17 protein-coding genes, 1 tRNA gene and 2 pseudogenes are annotated in these 18323 nt (G+C 63.3%); 12 read left to right on the top strand and 8 right to left on the bottom strand.

Annotated features, from left to right (window positions below; genetic code table 11):
* A pseudogene (locus tag ABEI27_RS01440) lies at positions 1-669 on the top strand (hypothetical protein); the annotation flags it as partial.
* A gap of 296 nt (positions 670-965) precedes the next feature.
* Here the strand turns inward: ABEI27_RS01440 and ABEI27_RS01435 are convergent.
* Both ABEI27_RS01435 and ABEI27_RS01430 read right to left on the bottom strand, forming a co-directional pair.
* Positions 966-2027 carry an NAD(P)/FAD-dependent oxidoreductase gene (locus ABEI27_RS01435; protein WP_375797636.1) on the bottom strand — a complete coding sequence of 354 codons (1062 nt, stop codon included), beginning with the start codon at positions 2025-2027 and terminating at the stop codon, positions 966-968.
* Positions 2028-2169: 142 nt separating this feature from the next.
* On the bottom strand, positions 2170-3855 hold the full coding sequence (locus ABEI27_RS01430; RefSeq protein ID WP_375797635.1) for a histidine kinase N-terminal 7TM domain-containing protein: 1686 nt from the start codon (positions 3853-3855) through the stop codon (positions 2170-2172).
* A 244-nt stretch (positions 3856-4099) separates the two neighbouring features.
* Between ABEI27_RS01430 and ABEI27_RS01425 the strand changes: the two genes are divergently transcribed.
* A complete protein-coding gene (locus ABEI27_RS01425; protein ID WP_375797634.1) occupies positions 4100-4387 on the top strand; it encodes a DUF357 domain-containing protein in 288 nt (95 codons plus the stop codon).
* Positions 4388-4429: 42 nt separating this feature from the next.
* Here the strand turns inward: ABEI27_RS01425 and cysS are convergent, their stop codons facing one another.
* Positions 4430-5920 carry a cysteine--tRNA ligase gene (gene cysS / locus ABEI27_RS01420; RefSeq protein ID WP_375797633.1) on the bottom strand — a complete coding sequence of 497 codons (1491 nt, stop codon included), beginning with the start codon at positions 5918-5920 and terminating at the stop codon, positions 4430-4432.
* A gap of 157 nt (positions 5921-6077) precedes the next feature.
* On the opposite strand from cysS, the gene ABEI27_RS01415 reads away from it, so the two are divergent.
* From ABEI27_RS01415 to ABEI27_RS01400, 4 genes are all read left to right on the top strand, one after another.
* On the top strand, positions 6078-7046 hold the full coding sequence (locus ABEI27_RS01415; RefSeq protein WP_375797632.1) for an L-lactate dehydrogenase: 969 nt from the start codon (positions 6078-6080) through the stop codon (positions 7044-7046).
* Between the two features lie 269 nt (positions 7047-7315).
* Positions 7316-8839 (top strand): carboxypeptidase M32, encoded by a 1524-nt coding sequence (locus tag ABEI27_RS01410; protein ID WP_375797631.1) that lies wholly within the window; start codon positions 7316-7318, stop codon positions 8837-8839.
* A 243-nt stretch (positions 8840-9082) separates the two neighbouring features.
* Positions 9083-9451 carry a hypothetical protein gene (locus ABEI27_RS01405; protein WP_375797630.1) on the top strand — a complete coding sequence of 123 codons (369 nt, stop codon included), beginning with the start codon at positions 9083-9085 and terminating at the stop codon, positions 9449-9451.
* Positions 9452-9541: 90 nt separating this feature from the next.
* The gene (locus tag ABEI27_RS01400; RefSeq protein ID WP_375797737.1) at positions 9542-10048 is read left to right on the top strand and encodes a lysostaphin resistance A-like protein; all 507 of its coding nucleotides are present in this window, start codon (positions 9542-9544) and stop codon (positions 10046-10048) included.
* Between the two features lie 501 nt (positions 10049-10549).
* Here the strand turns inward: ABEI27_RS01400 and ABEI27_RS01395 are convergent.
* A complete protein-coding gene (locus ABEI27_RS01395) occupies positions 10550-11068 on the bottom strand; it encodes a hypothetical protein (RefSeq protein WP_375797629.1) in 519 nt (172 codons plus the stop codon).
* Between the two features lie 129 nt (positions 11069-11197).
* Here ABEI27_RS01395 and ABEI27_RS01390 point away from each other — a divergent pair, with 129 nt between their 5' ends.
* Both ABEI27_RS01390 and ABEI27_RS01385 read left to right on the top strand, forming a co-directional pair.
* Positions 11198-12097, top strand: a complete 900-nt coding sequence (locus ABEI27_RS01390; RefSeq protein ID WP_375797628.1) for a CbiX/SirB N-terminal domain-containing protein — start codon at positions 11198-11200, stop codon at positions 12095-12097.
* Positions 12090-13226: a DR2241 family protein gene (locus tag ABEI27_RS01385; protein ID WP_375797627.1), complete on the top strand. Its 1137-nt coding sequence runs from the start codon at positions 12090-12092 to the stop codon at positions 13224-13226. Before ABEI27_RS01390 ends, ABEI27_RS01385 begins: the two co-directional genes overlap by 8 nt.
* A gap of 52 nt (positions 13227-13278) precedes the next feature.
* Here ABEI27_RS01385 and ABEI27_RS01380 read toward each other — a convergent pair whose 3' ends face one another.
* The 3 genes from ABEI27_RS01380 to ABEI27_RS01370 all read right to left on the bottom strand — a co-directional run bounded on the left by ABEI27_RS01380 (position 13279) and on the right by ABEI27_RS01370 (position 15473).
* Positions 13279-13509, bottom strand: a complete 231-nt coding sequence (locus ABEI27_RS01380) for a hypothetical protein (protein ID WP_375797626.1) — start codon at positions 13507-13509, stop codon at positions 13279-13281.
* A complete protein-coding gene (locus ABEI27_RS01375; RefSeq protein ID WP_375797625.1) occupies positions 13509-13982 on the bottom strand; it encodes a DUF5796 family protein in 474 nt (157 codons plus the stop codon). Before ABEI27_RS01375 ends, ABEI27_RS01380 begins: the two co-directional genes overlap by 1 nt.
* Positions 13983-14051: 69 nt before the next feature.
* Positions 14052-15473 (bottom strand): PQQ-binding-like beta-propeller repeat protein, encoded by a 1422-nt coding sequence (locus ABEI27_RS01370; RefSeq protein ID WP_375797624.1) that lies wholly within the window; start codon positions 15471-15473, stop codon positions 14052-14054.
* 161 nt (positions 15474-15634) lie between these two features.
* Here ABEI27_RS01370 and ABEI27_RS01365 point away from each other — a divergent pair, with 161 nt between their 5' ends.
* The 3 genes from ABEI27_RS01365 (at position 15635) to ABEI27_RS01355 (ending at position 17354) form a co-directional block, all read left to right on the top strand.
* Positions 15635-15964 carry a hypothetical protein gene (locus ABEI27_RS01365; RefSeq protein WP_375797623.1) on the top strand — a complete coding sequence of 110 codons (330 nt, stop codon included), beginning with the start codon at positions 15635-15637 and terminating at the stop codon, positions 15962-15964.
* A gap of 215 nt (positions 15965-16179) precedes the next feature.
* The gene (locus tag ABEI27_RS01360; RefSeq protein WP_375797622.1) at positions 16180-17040 is read left to right on the top strand and encodes a shikimate kinase; all 861 of its coding nucleotides are present in this window, start codon (positions 16180-16182) and stop codon (positions 17038-17040) included.
* Positions 17037-17354: a chorismate mutase gene (locus tag ABEI27_RS01355; RefSeq protein WP_375797621.1), complete on the top strand. Its 318-nt coding sequence runs from the start codon at positions 17037-17039 to the stop codon at positions 17352-17354. The genes ABEI27_RS01360 and ABEI27_RS01355 overlap by 4 nt, the downstream gene beginning before the upstream one ends.
* A 168-nt stretch (positions 17355-17522) precedes the next feature.
* Here the strand turns inward: ABEI27_RS01355 and ABEI27_RS01350 are convergent.
* Positions 17523-18142 (bottom strand): annotated as a pseudogene (locus ABEI27_RS01350) (IS6 family transposase).
* Between the two features lie 105 nt (positions 18143-18247).
* On the opposite strand from ABEI27_RS01350, the gene ABEI27_RS01345 reads away from it, so the two are divergent.
* Positions 18248-18322: transfer RNA gene (locus ABEI27_RS01345), tRNA-Arg, on the top strand.
* Position 18323 lies beyond the last annotated feature (1 nt).

The raw sequence follows: 18323 nt of genomic DNA, 5'->3' as shown, positions 1-18323 counted from the left end.
CGCGTCGACGAGTACGAACGCGTGATGCGCTGGCGAGCGGCACACACCGAGGGAGGAGCGTACGCGGCCAGTCGGGCGCTCGGACTGCCCCGGGGGCGGATTCGCCCGTGGTTCGAGGGCGCGAAGCCGCACGCCAAACGAGCGATCGAGACTGCGGGGCGGCACGGCTGGCTCGACACCGAGCCAGGGGATACGACCTTCGAGGGCCTGGTTGTCCTCCACGCGTGGCTTCTCGCCGGGGGGAGTATCGCGGCGGAGACGTTCGCTCCGTCGTGTGCGATCGGGGCAGACGACCCGGAGGACCTCGTCCGGACAGCGTTCGATACCGTCGGCGTGCCCTCGCGAGTCGTCAACGGCGGATCGCGCGACCGGACGGTGGAACGCCGACCCAGCGGTCCGGGCGGGAGCCATCTCGGACGCTTCCTCCCGGGGTGTTCGACGCACCGGTGGGCTCGAAGCTCGACGTGTCGCCGGCGGCGATTCGGTGGCTCGAATCCGCCCCCCGAGCGACGCGGTTGCGGTGGTCACAAACGTACGTCACCCTCCGTGGAACGTCGCTGGACGCCGAACGGCACAGGTATGCGGTACATCTCGGCGAACGAAGACACGCCGAGTATCGGGAGGCCCTACTCGTCGTGTTCAGGAGCGTCCTCAATCACGCAGAACTGACAGCGACAGCGGACGCCGTGTTGCTTGGGCCAGCAGCGGCACAGATTCTCCAACAGATTCTGACGCTGCCACCCCAATCGACCGATGCGGACGAAGCATCTCGACACGAGGATGATCCGTCTTCCGAGTCGTTCGCGGGCTGAACCCGGATCGAAGTCTCTCGCTTCGTTCTGGGAGTATCACTGCGCGGGTCGCGGCGTAACCGCCGGGCGGACGAAGGCAGGGCTTCGGAGTTTTCGATGTTTTTGCGCCGGGTAGTGCACCGGCACTGCACCCGAGGTGTGACTCGGTGAGTGTTAGTCGCTCTCGGCGGTGGCGACTTCGCCGCCAGCCTCGGCGCGGCCCTCACGCTCCAGCTTTTCGAGGTAATCGTCGGCGTCGAGCGCGGCCTTTACACCCATCCCGCCGGCCGTTGCGGCCTGCTGGTAGTGGTGGTCGACGACGTCGCCCGCGCCGAAGATGCCGGGGACGCCCGTGGCGGTCTGCCCGCCGCCTTCGCCGCGCTGGGTATCGAGGTACCCCTGGTCGTCGAGGTCGACCCCGGTGTCCTCGAGATAGGACGTGTTTGGCGTGTGGCCGATGGCGTAGAACACCGCGCCGACGTCGAAGTCGAACTCTTCGGTGTCGGGGTCGTCCAGTTTCCGCTTGGGGTGACCCTCGGGGTTCTCGACCAGCGTGACGTGGTCGACGCCGTCCGCTCTGCTTCCGTGGATCTCCGTAAGTTCGGTGTTCCGCATAATCTCGATGTCGCCCTCCTCGACCTGCTCCATCACGCGGTCGATCCAGTAGTCCTCCGCGCGGAACTCCTCGCGACGGTGGGCGATGTAGACGGTGGACGCGAACTTGGTGAGGAAACTCGCCTCCTCCATCGCGGCGTCGCCGCCGCCGACGACGAGGATCTTCTCGTCGCGGAAGAACGCGCCGTCACAGGTGGCACACGTCGAGAGGCCGTAGCCCATCAGGTCGTCCTCGCCGGGAACACCCAGGGTCCGCGCGGACGCGCCGGAGGCCGCGATGACCGCGTCGGCAGTGTAGACATCGCCGTTGGACAGTTCGACGGTGAAGGGCCGTTCGTCTCCCTCGACACTCTCGACGATTCCGTTTTTGATTTCGGCCCCGAACCGCTCGGCCTGCTGTTTCATATTCTGGACCAGTTCGGGCCCGGAGATACCGTCGGGGAATCCGGGGTAGTTGTCGACTTCCGTAGTCAACGTCAGTTGACCGCCGGGCTCGTCGCCCTCGAAGACGAGCGGATCGTTGTTCGATCGAGCGGCATAGATGGCGGCTGAGAGACCGGCAATTCCCGAACCGGCCACGATAAGCGGTCGGTGATCGACGATGTCGGCGTCTGGTTGCATATACTGTACCTTCGACAGTGTCCTCCTTTTAGGTTCCGCTGTCGTGCGTGGCCGCCACCAAACTATATTGTAGATTGTTCACAATATTGGTTGCGGCGGATTCATTCGTCTGCTGCGACACCGTCGACCGAGTGTCGAGTCGCTACGCTCCCTGACTCGACTCGTCCATCGCTGGAAGGTCGACGACCGCGACATTCCCTTCTTCGTAGCGGAACGTCAGGTCGCCACCCAGTGCGGTAGCGCACCACGTCGCCACCCAGAGGCCGATGCCGCTCCCGTGCTGCAGGGCCGTCTCGTCCCCCGATTCGATTGGCGCGAGTTCGGCCGCGTCGATTTCCGGGTTGTTATCGCAGACCTCAAAACGGATCCTCTCGGCCTCGCCGTCTGAGACTCGAACGGTCACCGTCGGGTCCGTCGGCGCGTGGACGATCGCGTTCTCGACGAGGTTCGAGAGAATCAGCGACAGGAGGTCGCGATCCAAACGGACGGCGGACCGCGAGGTGGCGACATCGACATCGACGGTCGCGGCGGGGTGTTCGTCGGTGAGCGCTTCGACTACGCCGGTGACGGCCGAATCCAGATCTACCTCGACGCGTTGAACGTCCCGTTCTGCGACCCGCGCGAAGGCTCGTGCCTTTTGGGAGATAGACTGCAACCGCTCACCGGCCTGACGGATCGTGCTGGCCTGTGATCCGATATCGACATCCGACGACGATTCGATCAGTTGGGCGCGTCCGAGAATCACCGTCAGTTCGTTCCGGAGGTTGTGCCGGAGGATCCGATTGAGCACGTCGAGTTGTTGGTTCTGCTGCCGTTCGGTCGAGATGTCGTACAACACCACCAACCCGCCGACTTCGGTCCCGGCGGGGTCAGTCAACGCGGTGTAAGAGACCGAAAAGACGGCTCCGTTCTCGCCGTCGATCTCCCCGGCGGTCAACAGTGTCTCGAGGTCGACGCCGATGAGTCGCTCCAGATCCGCTGGTCGCCGCGCCGCCGGATCGACGTCGAACAGCGACTCCGCGCGGCCGTTTAGTTTTACCACCCGACTGTCGGTATCGACGACGAAAAGCGGATTGTCGAGGTCGTCCAGCGCACTTTGTGCAGCGGCCCGCTGCGTCGTCGGGTTCGTCTCGAACATATGTGTGCCCACGAACGCGTAGGCGTCGAAGAGCACGTGCGGGACCAGCATTGCGACGCCGAGATTGAGTTCCGGCCAAGGGCCGACGCCGGCCAGCCAGACGATGAATGCCCCCGCCGGCGGGAGCGTGCTAACTGCGACCGCGATCGCCTCGCGCCGGTACAGCGGTCCGTACGCTACGATGGTCTCGACCAGCAACAGAACAGCGACGGCGGCAGCTGCGAGTGACGCCAGTGCGAGGGCGTACCCGAGCGGCTGGATGGCGTACCGGACCGTCGCAACCCCGAACAGTGGCGAAAGTTCGAATCCACGCCACAACACGTCGTGGGCCGGATGGGTCAGCGCGAGCAGACTGCCGCCGACGGGGAGGACGAACAGCAGGCGGAATCCGCGGGATCTGAACAGATCCGTCCGCCCCGTGTAACTCAACGCGAACGCCAGGAACAGCGGGCCGAGCCAGAGCAACCCGACCCATACGAAGGCCTCCGCGTACCGACGGAGCAGCGGGTCGAAAGTGAGCAAGCCGAACCCGTAGGCGGCGGCCACAGTGGCCTGTGCACTCAGAGTGAAAATGAACCATCGGGCGCTGACCGTCTCGCGATACTGCCGCAAGTACCACATCAGGCCCAGCGTGCCGGCGACGGCCGCGAACGAAGCGAAGACAACGATGACGCCAGGTGCCTCTACCAAATCGGTCTCATAAAATACGAACCGGCCAATAAACGTTCGTCTCTGGAGCGGCTAATCAATTCGGATCGACTGCGAGTCAGCGCCGTCGGAATCGTCGATTGTGCCGGAGCCAGCGGGATCTTCTGACTCGCTAGAGCAAACGGGGTCGTTGGGCTCACCGGAATCATTGGGGCCACTGGACTCACGGGAGTAAACCGACCGGTTCGATACGAGCATACTTACTCCCGGATCGCCGACTGCCGGTATGCCCGCGGATCTGACTGAAAAAACAGACAGGTACGAGGCGATGCTGGCCGACGCGCTCACCGAGGCAACGATTGCCGTCCCGGAGCCACGCCCACTCGGTACGGCAGCCGCGGAGATCAGGGAGATGGCCGAGTCGTATCTGGAAGACGGGCGGCACTTCCGCGAGAATGACGACCCGGTAAACGCCCTTGCCGCCTTCTCTTACGGCTACGGCTGGCTCGACGCCGGCGTCCGGCTCGGACTGTTCGAGATCCCGGACGAAACGAGCCTGTTCACGACCGCCTGACGACTCACGACTGTGTGACGACCACAGCGCTTCGGCGACATCTCACTCGAAGCGGTACGTCGTCCCGCCGTCGCCGTCCTGCACCTCGACGCCGAGGTCGGCGAGGTCGTCGCGGAGGTCGTCCGCGCGGTCGTAGTTGCCGGCGTCGCGCTCAGCGTCGCGAACGTCGAGGACGAGTTCGACCAGTTCCTCTGCGAGCGTTACCGTCCCATCGCCGGCGGCCGCGTCGCCGAAAGAGAGCCCGAAGACTTCTCCTGCGAGGTCCTCGAACGTCTCGACGGCCTCTCGAAGCGCCCAGAAGTCGTAGGCGTCGCGGTCGTCGGCGTGTCGGTTCGTCGCGGTCGCCAACTCGAGCAGCGCGGCCATCGCTTCGCGGACGTTGAAGTCGTCGTTCATCGCCTCACGGAAGTCCTCGCGCGTTCCGGTGATCGCCTCGCGGAAGCGCTCGTCTTCGACCTTCGCGTACGCGTCAGTGCTGTCACAGATGTCCGCGGCGGTCTCGTAGGCTCGCTCGAGTCGCTCCCAGCGCTCTTCGGCCTCCTGCATCTCGCGCTCGCCGAAGGTCTGCTCGCTCCGGTAGGCGGTCGAGCAGTAGAACGTCCGCACCACGTTAACGCCGTACTCGTCGAGGGCCTCGTCGACGGTGAGGAAGTTCCCGAGACTCGAGGACATCTTGTCGCCTGCGGTCTGGAGGAGGCCGACGTGCAGCCAGTAGCGCGCAAACTGCTCGCCGGTCGCGGCCTCGCTCTGGGCGACCTCGTTTTCGTGATGGGGGAACACCAGGTCGCGGCCGCCGACGTGAATGTCGAGAGTGTCGTCCAGATGCGTCATCGACATCGCCGAGCACTCGACGTGCCAACCCGGCCGGCCCTCGCCCCACGGCGACTCCCAGGTCTGGCCGCAGGCGTCCTCGATGGGGTCAAGGCTGGGGTCGCGGTGTTCGGCGACGTCCTCGGGGGCGACCGCACCAGCCTTCCAGAGCGCGAAATCCGCGGGATTACGCTTTTCTGAACGCTCCGCCTCGGTGTCCTGCGTTTCGATCTCGTCTAACTGTTGATTCGACAGTTTCCCGTAGTCGTCGAAAGCGGTGACGTCGAAGTAGACAGACCCGTTCGACTCGTAGGCGTATCCCCGATCGACGAGCGTCTCGACGAGATCGATGATTTCGGGGACGTGCTCGGAAACTCGCGGATACACCTCGGCGCGCTTGAGATTCAGTCCGCGCATATCTCGGATGACGTGTGAGGTGAAGAACTCGGCCACGTCCGCCTCGCTACGTCCGTACTCGTCCTCGCCAATCCGGGCGACGATCTTTTCGTTGACGTCGGTGAAGTTCTCGACGTGCCGGACGTCGTAGCCCTCGTACTCCAGCCACCGGTGCATCACGTCCGCGTGTGCCCACAGGCGAGCGTGCCCTAGGTGCGCATCATCCGAGACCGTCAGCCCGCAGACGTACAGTAAGACCTCGTCGTCGTTCCGCGGTTCGAACTCATCGCGCTCGCCCGTCAGGGTGTTGGTCACGGACAGCGTCATTACGTCTCTTTTCTCCGGACGCGTTTTTCAAGTCGTCGGAACGGTCGGTGCCGACCGGCCTTCCCGCCCGCCGACTGTGCGAAATCTCCACCGGATGTTTTCCCGTCCGGAGGGACTCGGCACAAGTGTTTACTCGGTCCTCAAATAAAATCGCGATATGAGCGAAAACGGCGGGACCAGAACGGTCGCGGTCGTCGGCGGCGCGGGCGCGGTGGGTTCGAGTACGGCGTTCGCGTTGATGGACAGCAGTCTCGTCGGGGAGATCGTCCTCGTCGACATCGACGACGAACGGGCCGCTGGTGAGGCGATGGACCTCAACCACGGTGCGTACTTCACCTCCTCGGTCTCCGTCCGGTCGGGGGACTACGAGGACTGCTGGGACGCCGACGTCGTGATCGTCACCGCCGGCGCGAGCCAGCGCCCCGACGAAACCCGACTCGATCTGCTCGAACGCAACACCGATATCTTCGCGGAGATGATCCCCGAGGTCACGAGGGGTCTTGACGACGACGCGGTGCTCCTGGTCGTCACGAACCCCGTCGACGTGCTCTCCTACGTCGCCTGGCAGGTGTCGGATCTGCCCGCCGACCGCGTGATCGGGTCGGGGACGGTCCTCGACACCTCGCGGTTCCGGCACGCTTTGAGTCGCGAGTTCGATATCAATTCGAAAAACGTTCATGCATACGTGATCGGGGAGCACGGCGACAGCGAGGTGCTGGTCTGGAGTTCGGCGAACCTCGGTGGTGTTCCCGTGGACACATACTGCGACCAGCGAGGGATCGGGGACGTGGCGGGGCTGGAAGCGCGCATTGAGTCCGAGGTCCGCGAGGCAGCCTACGAGATCATCGAACGGAAGGATCGGACGAACTACGGCGTCGCGCGCTCAGTGTCCGCAATCGTCGAGCGGATCCTGGGCGACGACGACGCGATTCTCACCGTTTCGACGCTCGTCACCGGTCGACACGACATCGACGGCGTCTACCTGAGTCTCCCGTGCGTCGTCAACCGCGGGGGCGTCCGTGAAGTGCTGGGCTTCGACCTCGCGGCAGACGAGGTTTCGGCTCTGCAGCATTCAGCCGACGTCATCCGAGAGTCTATCGACCAGTTGGACCCGGTCGACGAGTGACCGTTTCCGAGAACGCTATGGTCTCCCGTCGTGGCCCGTTCGACGAGGAAAACCGACTGTCGTTCAGCCACCTGAGCCCGCTGGTGTGCCGACTGCTGAGTTTCGGTCAACGTGACGGCGGTTTGAGAGCGACCTCCTGAACACGGCGCGCGTATCCATCACCAGCGCGCCAGATTTGCTCGAGGCACGTGCTGTCGTGTGATAATACTTAACAAAATGACTCCTGAAGTCGTGCAGGAAGCCCGTCAATACAATTCGAGAGACACACGATGACAGACCAACCGGCCAACCAGCCGCCAGAATCAGCGGACGACAACTACGACCGACTGTTAGAGCAGTGGAAGCGTCTCGCGTATCTAAAAGACATTGAGGAAGTCCTCTCCTGGGATGCATTCACCGCAGTTCCGGATGGGGGAGCGTCGGCACGATCCAAACAGCAGGGCGCACTCTCCACGGTGATTCATCGACAGCGTGCCGATTCCGCGTTGGGCGACCTGCTCGAAGCTGTCGATTCCGCGACATTGACCGATCAACAGCGGGCCAACGTCAGAGAAATCCGTCGCGAGTACGAGCGGGAGGCTGCCGTACCGCCCGCCCTCTCTCAGCAGCTTTCGGAGACGATCACCGAGGCCACGGACGCTTGGCAGCAGGCGAAGGCGGATAACGAGTTTGACTACTTCGAGGACTACCTCGATCGGATCATCGAATTGAAGCGCGAGGAGGCCGCCGCAATCGACCCCGACGCCGACCCGTACGGCGTCCTCTTCGCGGAGTATGCCCCCTACACTGACGTAGAAACGGTCGAGCGGATCTTCGATCGGCTCCAACGAGAGTTGGTCCCGCTAGTCGAGGACATCCGGCAGTCGGACACCGAGTTGACCACAGATGCGTTCGCCGGTACCTTCGACATCGATGCCCAAGCGGCTGCGTGCCGCGACATCCTCGACGAGTTCGGCTACGACTGGGACCGTGGCCACGTCGACATCGTCCCGAACGGGATCACGCTCGGTAACCAGTTCGACTGTCGGATCGGCCTGCAGATGAACGAAGACGACTTTCATCTTATGCCGTCGGTGGCGGTTCACGAATTCGGTCACGCGCTGTACAAACAGCAACTGCCACAGGAGCACTATGGGACCCCACTGGGATCGATTCAGGGGTATTTTGTCCACGAATCGCAGTCCACGCTCTGGGAGTGTCACGTCGGGCGGTCGGAGGAGTTCTGGGAGTATATCCGTCCCACAGTAGTTGAGCACTTGCCTGCAATCGAGGGGAGTGCCAGGGACCTATACGAGTCGTTCGTCCACGTCCGACCCGATGAACCGAACCTGTTGCGAGCCGACGAACTCACCTGGCAACTCCACATCTTAGTCCGGTGTAAGATCGAACGGGCCCTCGTCGCTGGTGATATCCAGGCCGCGGACGTGCCGGAGGTCTGGCGCGATACCTACGAAGAGTACCTCGGGTTCCGGCCTGAATCCGACGCCGAAGGGCCGTTGCTCACGATTCACTGGGCGAACGGCTGGGTCGGTTACTTCCCGACATATACGCTCGGCCACGTCCTCGCGACCCAATTGGCGGCGGCCGCGCGCGAGGATATCGACGGGTTCGACGAGAAACTCCGTCGCGGTGAGTTCGGCCCCCTTCGGGAGTGGCTGCGGGCGGAAATCCATCAGCACGGTCAGCGCTATACCACCCCCGAACTGATCCGGCGTGTCACAGGTGAGGAGCTCACCGCGGACTATTATCTGGAGTACGTCACCGAGAAATTCACCGACCTGTACGACCTATGAACCTATCGATGGGTAACAATTCTATCAGACACAAGTGCGGTTCATACGAGCGAGTCGAATACGCGCGAGGTATTTAACATAGCTTCAGAAAATACTCAGCAACTGAGGGTTTCAGCAGAATAAAATTTACCTGATATTTCCGCTTCAGATCCATTATAATCGATGAATATGAGTCTGTCTCCGACACGCCGACAGTCTGTTTGTTTGGAGTATCTTTTTTGACTATGATGAGTAGAAGAGAGTGTGCGACCGACGAACAGAGAGAACGGAGCAGAAATCACAGACCAACGGACGACCGTCGAGCAGGTTCTCTATGGGGAGACCGACACGCGACTTCGGGCAATCTGGCGGGTTCTATTCGCATTGGCGGTGTTCGTCGGAGTCGTTGTACTCGGGGAGACGATTCTCAGTGCCACCGAAGTTCCACCTGTCATTACAGAGCTAAAACTCCCATATCTCGCCGCAGTTGCTGGTGCCGTCGTGGTGGCAGTCAGACTGGGTAATCGGTCCGCGTCGGGTGTCGGATTCGGTATCAACGTCGTCTGGTTGCGTGATCTCGCTGTCGGCGTTGGAATGGGACTCGTGTTCCAGTTGGCCGTCACTGCTATCTGAGCCAGAACGGGCGAGCTCACAGTCGCGGACACGACCGTCAGAGGTGTTGCGACGGGCCCATCGTCTCTCGCCCTCGTCACTAGTGTAAGCCTGTTCGGCGTGTTGGTTACTGCAGTATGGGAGGAGTTCGTTTTCCGGAGCTTACTGATCCGAAATGCCGCAGAGGGACTTGCTGCACGGAGCGTCTCACCGACAGGCGCATTGGGGGGTGCAGTTGTACTAAGTGCGCTCGCATTCGGACTTCCTCACGCGTTCGGTGTCGCGGCCGAGTACACGAATCCGGCGTTTGGCGCACTACAGGCAGTTCTTTCCGTGTCGTACTTTGTGGCAGCATATGCGGCTACGGGAAGCCTTGCGCTCCCAATCGGGATCCACTTCGCGTCGAACGCTTGGGTTATACTGGTCGTCGGAAGGGTTAGCAGTCCGTACCCGAAGCTTTTCGCGGTCGAGCGAACGGTAGCCGGGACTATCGATACACTACTGATCTTGCTGCCAGGGGTTCTCCTCATTGCGCTTGTACTGTGGTGGGCACGCCTCACCGGACGCACAGGGATGTCGGTCAACGACGCCTACCGGCGCATCGTCGAGAGTTCTTGACCGCTCTCTGAAGTCCACAGCGCAGGCGAGTCAGTTCTTGTCGGCGGCTTGCACCCCCAAATAGGGTCTACTGTAATTAAATGTGACCGCTCACGAACTCCCAGCGGCTGCCACTCCTCAGCGATGGTGAGATGTCCGCGGCGGCTGCAAATCTCTGCTCGTGCTCTCAGCAGCTTCAGCACTATTCTCTGGAGTGCAGACACAAGACACAGTACGGAGATCACTGTATCGGGTCACTGACAGAACCCTCCCTCATATGCTGGCAATGAATCCAGTGAAACGAGCGACTTGCTACCCGTTCGACTCAATACCGGCGATCACAGTTACGATCCCGTGCTGCACAGAGCCTCTATATCAGCAGTCCGTTTCTGACAGATCCTGTGTAGGTGCCGATTCGGTGTGATACCGCGTTCGTCTGTACTGACCGATTTCTGTTTTTTCGGCTCTTCGCTGACTGCCGCTCCTCCGTCGCCTTCGCTCGGATCGAGCGCGGCCCGATCGTTACTCCGGGACCATCTCCAGCGCCGATTCGACGAGTCTGAGCGCGTTCGCCCCGTCGCTTCGGGGAACGACAATGACCAGCGTATCGCCGCTGACGCCCGCGGCATCGACGAGGACGTTCTCCGCGCGGAGTCGCCCGACGACCGCGGTGAGTGCCTCGGCGTCGACCGCCTCCTCCGCGACGATGGCCGTTAGACAGCCGTCGCTCGTAACAATCGCCGAGTTCCCGACGTTGAGGAGGACGTCCGACGCCGACTCGGGCGTCGATTCCGCGTCGGCCACGTCGACCCCGGCGAGGCCGACCCCGCTGCGCATCCGGACCGTGACGTCGCGGGTGGTCTCTTCGACGGGGTCGAGATCCGCCTCGAACCGTCGGAGCGCCGTCGCGATGGAGTCGACGTCGCCGCCGATATCCAGCGACTCTGCAGCGGCCGTGTAGTTAACCGCGCCAGCCCTGAGCGCCCGGAGCAACCACGGGCGGGCCCGAACAGCGGCCCGCGTCTCTGCGGCCAGTGACATATCACTGCACTCGGTCGACGACGGCAAAAGTCCCGATGGTTTTCACACACCGAACCGGCGCTTCCGATAGGCCAAGAATCGTTGGCTGAACCCGAAGTCACTAAGGGCACTCCGTTCTCTGAATCCAATATGCAAGCGCTGGTCATCGTGGCGCACGGGTCGCATCTCAATCCCGACTCCTCGACGCCGACGCACCGTCACGCGGACACGATCCGCGAGACGGGCGCGTTCGACGAGGTGAAAACCGGATTCTGGAAGGAAGAGCCCTCGCTCCGAGAGGTCTTGCGGACCGTCGAATCCGACGAGGTTTACGTGGTCCCGCTGTTCATCAGCGAGGGCTACTTCACCGAGCAGGTGATTCCGCGCGAACTCCGCCTTTCGGACTGGGACGTCTCCGAGTGGGAGTCCGATGGGCTCAGCGCCGACACGGCGACGCTGACTGCTGAGGATACCGGCCAGACCGTCCACTACTGCGGTCCCGTCGGGACTCACGAGGCAATGACGGACGTGTTGGTCCGCCGCGCGGAGACAGTGACTGGAGATCCGGAGGTCGGCGACGGGTTCGGACTCGCAGTCGTCGGGCACGGCACCGAGCGCAACGAGAACTCCGCGAAGGCGATCGAGTACCACGCCCAGCGCGTCCGCGAGATGGACCGCTTCGACGAGGTACAGGCCCTCTATATGGACGAAGAGCCCGAAGTCGACGACGTAACCGACTTCTTCGAGGCCGAAGACGTGGTCGTCGTTCCCCTGTTTATTGCCGATGGCTTCCACACGCAGGAGGACATCCCGGAGGATATGGGGCTGACCGACGACTACCGGACGGGCTACGACGTGCCCGCCGAGGTCGACGGACACCGGGTCTGGTACGCCGGTGCCGTCGGGACCGAGGGGCTGATGGCCGACGTGATCCTCGAGCGGACCGCGGACGCCGGAGCCGGCATCGAGGAGGCGATCGACACCGTCCGCAAAGCCACGCGAGAGACGGATTCGGAACTGGACACCGGGACCGAGGCGGCGGGTGACTGACGTGCAGGACGAACAACTGGACGTCCTCCTCCAGCGGGTAGACGAGGAGCCGGTCGCCTTCGATGGCCTCCACGCGGACACAGCAGATGAGGGGTACACCCTCGCCATCGACGGGATGGAGGTCGACCACGGGGGACTCACTGAGTCGGAGTTCCGGGACGCGATCACTGAGGACATCGCCCCGTACGTGACCAACTGGTACTACTGGCAGGTCACCGTCGGCGACAGCGGGCGACACCGGCGCGCGTTCCTCCGACACGCGGAGGCGGCTCACGAACACCCCGTCCCCGAGCGCTACGATGCCCTTCGGGACGAAATGCACACGGAGTGGGGCGAGGTCTTGCTCACTACAACACTCGGAGACGCCGGTGAGCGTCGGTACCACGTGCGGCACGTCGATGACGCCGGCACCGACCCGGCGGACCTCGATACTCACGAGGATCCTCTCGACGCCCGTGAGATTGCGACGTACGACGACCGCGGGCGCTACCGGCCGCTCAAGACCGCACCGTCGCTGGTTGCGGGCTGGATCTTCCCGGACCTCGACGGGCGAGACGCCGTCGAGACCCTCGACGTGCTCTACCCGGCCTCGATTGCAAACTGGAACCGCGAACGTGAGGGCGAACTCGACGTAACTCACTGGCGAGAGACCGCAGATCGGCAGACCGGTATCTACGGGGTCATCGAGGAGATGCCCCGCGAAGGAGTCGAATGGATCGCGGAGGCGTGCTGCGTCGACTCACAGTGTCTCAAGCGCCGCGAATGGCAGTACGACGAGGGCGACGAACTCGAGGCCGACGGCGGGACAGGGACGTTCCCGTGTCGGGAGCCGTGTTCGCTCGTCGTCGCTGCCGCACGGAAGTGGACCAAACTCGAAGAAGAGAAGACCCAGACGTACGAGTTCGAACTCACGCCCTCCGAGAAGGAGCAACTCGAGGAGATCGTCGAATCTGTCGCGGACGACCGGGTCGGAGAGATCCGCGAGGCCGACGTGTACGAGGGAGCGAACCGATACCGGGCGCGGTTCCTCCGATCGAAGCGGTTCGACAGCGACGGGAACCTCTCGGGGACGCCGACGCATCCCGACGAGCACGAGGCGTCTCACGCAGACGATCACGAGGACCACTGAGTCGCCGGCTCGACCTCGATCGGTTTGGGGATTCGCCGGGCGAGATCGCCGCTCAGCGTTCGTCTAACAACTGTTGGGCGTGTGCCGCCGACTGCGCTCGCTTCCAGCGGACCTGCTCGGCGTCGCCGTATGACAGTTCTTCGCGGAGCAGATCGGGCAGGAGGCCCGCGTTCGCCTCGACGACGGTTCCTTCGGCGTCACCGAACTCGACGAGCCCGTAAGCGTCCGGTGCGCGACCGACGGTCGCCCGGTCGAGCGAGCGCCACGCCTTTCTGAGCGCCATCAGTTTTCGTCAGCGGCCGCGGCGTCCTCGCGGTCAGCGGCCTCGCTCTCGGTCACGAACTCGTAAGACGACTCGGTCCAGTCGTCCTCCACGAAGACGAACACACGGCCGCGAGCGACGTCGGGATCGGCCTCGACCTCGGTTCGCATCCCACCCAGGCGGCGGACAGTAACGCCCGGGAAGAGTTCTTCCTCCTCGCCTTCGTCGAGGATGACCCGGCCGACGCCCGTCGATTCGAGGATGTCGTCGTGACTTTTCAGGTCATTCACATAGAGCATCACGCCCTCAGTCTCCGTCGGGTCGGTCACGAGGACGTGAGTTTCCTTCTTCGGCGGGGTGGTGAGTGTATCGGTGACGGGTTCGGGGATTCCTCGGTACAGCGTCGTCCGGCCGTCGATGTATTCGACTGCCACACCGTGTTCGAGGAGTTCGACCCCGACAGTGTCCGGCGGGATGTCGTTGCGGGCGCTCATATCGCTAGCTTCGCCCGGGCTACGCAAAAGGACCGCGATGGAGCGTGTGGACCACTGATCGATCGTCGCTCAGTCGACTGCGATGACGTGCCCGGAGTTCGCCGTCCGGCCGCCGTAACTCGCGTCGTCGGTCCCGACGAACACCCGGTTGGACACGGGGACCACGTGGGCGACCGATCCGGGAATCGGGACTCGCCACCGAACTGTGCCGTCGAGTGTGAACGCAGCGATGCGTCCCGGCGGTGGCCTTCCGTTGTTACTCCCGCTTTGTTCGCTACCGTTCGATCCCGCCGGAGTGACGGCGTCCAGACGCGTCCCCGCGAGAACGCGGTCGCCAGCGACGACGACCGACCGGAGCCAGTTCGGGAATGACGCGCGCCACTGCTCTGCGCCGGTCGTTGCATCCCGACAGACGAGCGAACGCTGTCGTTGCGCGTCGCTTCCGGTCCGAAGCCCGTGGAACAATCGGGGTCCGGCCGCGCAGAGTTCCTTGACGACCGTGGGATCAGAGAGTGGCCCCGCGTTCACCGCGTCCCACCGTCGCGACCCGTCGGGTACTGCGTGCGTACGAATCATTTGCGCGGCGTCGTTGTACGTCCCGAGAGTACCGGTCGCAACGAGACTCGACGCCGTCCCAGCGTCTTCGATGACGGCCGGATCGAGCGTCAGGCTCGTGGGGTTCCGGGTCCAGACAGGACTTGGCAACCGTTTGAGGACCAGGTCGCTCCAGCGACGCGCGCCGTATCGGCCGACACGGCTTCCGGTGAGGACGAGCGAGCCGTCGACGAGGAGCGGCGTCGTCGGCCCACCCCCGGTCTGCGCGCGGAACATACAACGACCACCGTCTCGTTCCAGTGCGTCGAGTCCGTACTGGCTCCCCACATAGACAGTCTGTCTCGTGACGAGAAGTCGTTCCCCGCGGTCCCGGAGCGGGTGCCGCCACATTCGCTCACCCGTCGATGCGTCGAGTCGAACTACCGAACCGAAGGGCGGTTCTCGCTCTTCGGCGCTGTTGCCTGTTTCGGACGTTCCCGTGGCGTAGACGGCACCCCCGGCGTAGGCCAGACGGATTCCCGGAGCCTGGGCTGTCCACTGAACGGTCCCGTCGTCGCGGACTAATGCTGCGACCTGCGGCGCCTGGGCGTCGCTCCGCCGACTCCCGACGTAGACGTGCTCGGGGCCGACAACGAGGGAATCGACCGAGGAGACGGGTCGCTTTTGCCACGAGATGGTTGGCGCGGTAGGTGGGGCCGCTGCCTGTGCAGCGCTTGTGCGCGCGGAGTCACGGTCGGTGAAGGGCCAGGTGCCGTCCGGCGTCTGAATCGACGTCGGTGGCTCTGTCCGCAATCGACTCACGCCAACTGCACCCAGTGCCGCGCCGCCGGCGAGGAGGAGCCGCCGACGGGTGAGACTTCGGCTAAGTCGGGTGCGAACGGAGTCGGCCGCCGGGCTGTCGGCCGTTGAGTCGTCAGCCGCTGGGCTGTCACCCATTGAACCGTCGGCCGTAGGTCGGGCAGGCGCTGAGCCGCCGGCCGCGGGAACCATACACGACGCCGGGAAGGCCCATCATAAGTGTCTTCGGCCGTTCTGAACGGCGCGAACACGAACGGCCGAACCCCGTGAATGTCAGCCGGGCCGTTGAGTGCCGTCCTATGGTCGACAACGGTGGGGTTGAGCGATACGAAGACAATCGCTTGACGTATGCGGATCTCGCCGGTGGCGACCGGTTCGAGGCCGACGAGGCGGTCGCGTTTACTCGGAATGCGATCGTCCACTTCGCGTCCGTGTGCGATCCGCAGCCGTTTCACCCCGGCAAGACGGTTGTTGGTTCAGCGCCGCTCGATGGCCTCGTCGCTGGTGGCCTCCGCAGTTTCTGTGAGTGCAGCCACTTGGCGACGGGGGCGTTCCTCGAACGAGTTGCGTTTCTCGGTGGTACGGTCGTCGGCGACTTGCTCGGCTCCGGCCGGTTGCCCCCGGCGTAACCGTCGCTGCCGGGGTCGACGTCACAGCCGAGCGGATTTCGGGTGCAGACGAAGGGCGTGACTATATCGACGTGATCGGTAGCGAGCGAGATGATTCACCAGTCGTCACCTGGCGCGTTCTGGGGGTGTTCAGCCGCGTGGTCGACGACAGATCGTGACGCCAAAGTGCCACGGCGGATCGCTACACTCTTCACGTCGGTCGATAGCACTCCTGTATGCACGGCCGAGCAGTCGCACTCGGGGCAGGGACGGTGTTGAACGCCCTCTCGACCGGTGTCGGCTCGGCGTTCGCTATCGACGCCGAGACCACCGCCGTCGTCGAACTCGACGAATCGGGACACACCGAGGGGACCGTCGCCGAGGACGACGCCGCGGACACGCGGCTGATCGAACGGTGCGTCGAACTCGCAATCGAGACATACGGCGACGAACGTGAGGAGACGCTGTCCGGTGGGACGGTCCGAACCGAGAGCGACGTCCCGATGGCGGCCGGTCTCAAGAGTTCGAGCGCCGCCGCCAACGCGACCGTACTCGCGACGGCAGGCGCGCTTGGAGCGGATCCGGAGCGTCTCGAAGCCTGTCGGCTCGGCGTCGAGGCGGCCCGAGACGTCGGCGTGACAGTCACGGGCGCGTTCGACGACGCTTCGGCGTCGATGCTCGGGGGCGTCACCGTGACCGATAACGAGACCGACGACCTGCTCGCCCGTGACGAGGTCGAGTGGGAAGTCCTCGTGTGGACCCCCGCAGAACGCGCCTACACCGCCGACGCCGACGTCGACCGCTGTGCGAACGTCACTCCGATGGCCGACCTGGTTGCCGACCTCGCGTTGGACGGTCGGTATGCGGAGGCGATGACGGTCAACGGACTCGCTTTCTCGGCGGCGCTCGGCTTCTCAACCGACCCGGCCGTCGAGGCGATGCCGCACGTGGCCGGCGTCTCGCTTTCGGGAACCGGCCCTAGCGTCGTCGCTGTCGGTGACGCCGACGGACTTGATCTGGTAGAGAAGCGGTGGGACCAGCGCGACGGGCAGACGTGGCGAACGACGACTCGAACGGACGGAGCACGACTGGAATGACACGAGAGCACGAATCTGACACTGACCAGAGCGTCGACGCCGAGGAGATGTCGCTGGACGAATTGCGGACAGAGATTGAGAACATCGATCGCGAAATCGTCGAGTTGATCGCGCGGCGTACGTACGTCGCTGATTCCGTTGCGCAGGTGAAAGCCGAACGTGATCTTCCGACGACCGACGAGGGGCAAGAAGAGCGTGTGATGGAACGGGCGGGTCGAAACGCCGAGCAATTCGGCGTCGATTCGAACCTCGTGAAGGCGGTCTTCCGGCTGCTCATCGAACTGAACAAAGTCGAACAAAGAGAGAGCCGCTGAGTGAAGAGACGTTCGTTCACGCTCTTCGAGCGACAGTATAGTCTTAACGATCCGATCGGTGCGTTATAATGATATGTCATCTATGAACTCTCGTCGAGTTCGGCTACAAAATTACGACGGAGTAGCCGGAGCACCAGGCGTGGCGGGTAGTGTCTAGATAAGCTGGTTCTATGCGAAGGCGAACGCTTGCAACCAGTTTTCAGCTGTCTTCGGTTCGACGTGGCTAAACGTATTTTAGAACTGGTTAGTTCGTCGTTTTAGTTCGCAGAAAACACGTTTGACGGGGTTCCGTTTCCCGTGGGTGACGTGTTGGAATCGGAGCCCGAGGCGGTGGCAGGCGGCCTGCAACCACGGTGCGCCATCGGCCAAAAATACTGCGTCGTCGAGGAGATGTTTCTCACGGAGTTCCGAGAGGAACATCTCGGCCAGCGCCCGTGTTCTCGTCGGAAACAGGTGGGCGTGGAGCAGACGGGTCGTTGCGGGATCGATGGCAGCGTACAGCCAGTAGCGCTCGTCGTTGAGCTGGATCACGGTTTCGTCGACCGCAACGTGATCCAGGGTCGCACCGGCGGTCAGCTGTAAATCGGCTTTCTGTACCCACCGATGGACGGTGCTGCGATGGCGCTCGAAACCCAACCTCTCAAGAAGCAACACAGTATCCGAAAGTGATAGGCTAGCCAGATGGAGTCGGATCCCGAGCTTCATCGCCGGCTTGGGTGTCGCCTCTCGCTCCAGAAATCTAACTCGATACAACCGCTATCACCGCTGAGGCGGTCGAAACTGAGCACAGAGCACTCACAGTTTTGACCGCCTCATCTTTCGGCCTTATCGCAACACTGCCAGCGTGGCGAATCCGTGGATTTAAACCGACCCACGCGGCTAATAAAGAGTAAGGGCGCTTAGCTCAGTTTGGACAGAGTGCTTGGCTTCGGACCAAGTTGTCGCGGGTTCAAATCCTGCAGCGCCCAT

It is taken from the genome of Halobellus sp., from assembly GCF_042218505.1.
Classification (GTDB): domain Archaea; phylum Halobacteriota; class Halobacteria; order Halobacteriales; family Haloferacaceae; genus Haloquadratum.
The sequence above is the reverse complement of the archived record's forward strand: the minus strand, read 5'-3'. Positions and strand labels throughout refer to the sequence as shown.

What these genes read in the sequence shown, in the direction of transcription:
- ABEI27_RS01435 (WP_375797636.1), bottom strand. Translation starts at nt 2,027, where the DNA reads ATGCAACCAGACGCCGACATCGTCGATCACCGACCGCTTATCGTGGCC.
- ABEI27_RS01425 (WP_375797634.1), top strand. Translation starts at nt 4,100, where the DNA reads ATGCCCGCGGATCTGACTGAAAAAACAGACAGGTACGAGGCGATGCTG.
- cysS (WP_375797633.1), bottom strand. Translation starts at nt 5,920, where the DNA reads ATGACGCTGTCCGTGACCAACACCCTGACGGGCGAGCGCGATGAGTTC.
- ABEI27_RS01415 (WP_375797632.1), top strand. Translation starts at nt 6,078, where the DNA reads ATGAGCGAAAACGGCGGGACCAGAACGGTCGCGGTCGTCGGCGGCGCG.
- ABEI27_RS01410 (WP_375797631.1), top strand. Translation starts at nt 7,316, where the DNA reads ATGACAGACCAACCGGCCAACCAGCCGCCAGAATCAGCGGACGACAAC.
- ABEI27_RS01395 (WP_375797629.1), bottom strand. Translation starts at nt 11,068, where the DNA reads ATGTCACTGGCCGCAGAGACGCGGGCCGCTGTTCGGGCCCGCCCGTGG.
- ABEI27_RS01390 (WP_375797628.1), top strand. Translation starts at nt 11,198, where the DNA reads ATGCAAGCGCTGGTCATCGTGGCGCACGGGTCGCATCTCAATCCCGAC.
- ABEI27_RS01380 (WP_375797626.1), bottom strand. Translation starts at nt 13,509, where the DNA reads ATGGCGCTCAGAAAGGCGTGGCGCTCGCTCGACCGGGCGACCGTCGGT.
- ABEI27_RS01375 (WP_375797625.1), bottom strand. Translation starts at nt 13,982, where the DNA reads ATGAGCGCCCGCAACGACATCCCGCCGGACACTGTCGGGGTCGAACTC.
- ABEI27_RS01370 (WP_375797624.1), bottom strand. Translation starts at nt 15,473, where the DNA reads ATGGGTGACAGCCCAGCGGCTGACGACTCAACGGCCGACAGCCCGGCG.
- ABEI27_RS01365 (WP_375797623.1), top strand. Translation starts at nt 15,635, where the DNA reads ATGGTCGACAACGGTGGGGTTGAGCGATACGAAGACAATCGCTTGACG.
- ABEI27_RS01360 (WP_375797622.1), top strand. Translation starts at nt 16,180, where the DNA reads ATGCACGGCCGAGCAGTCGCACTCGGGGCAGGGACGGTGTTGAACGCC.
- ABEI27_RS01355 (WP_375797621.1), top strand. Translation starts at nt 17,037, where the DNA reads ATGACACGAGAGCACGAATCTGACACTGACCAGAGCGTCGACGCCGAG.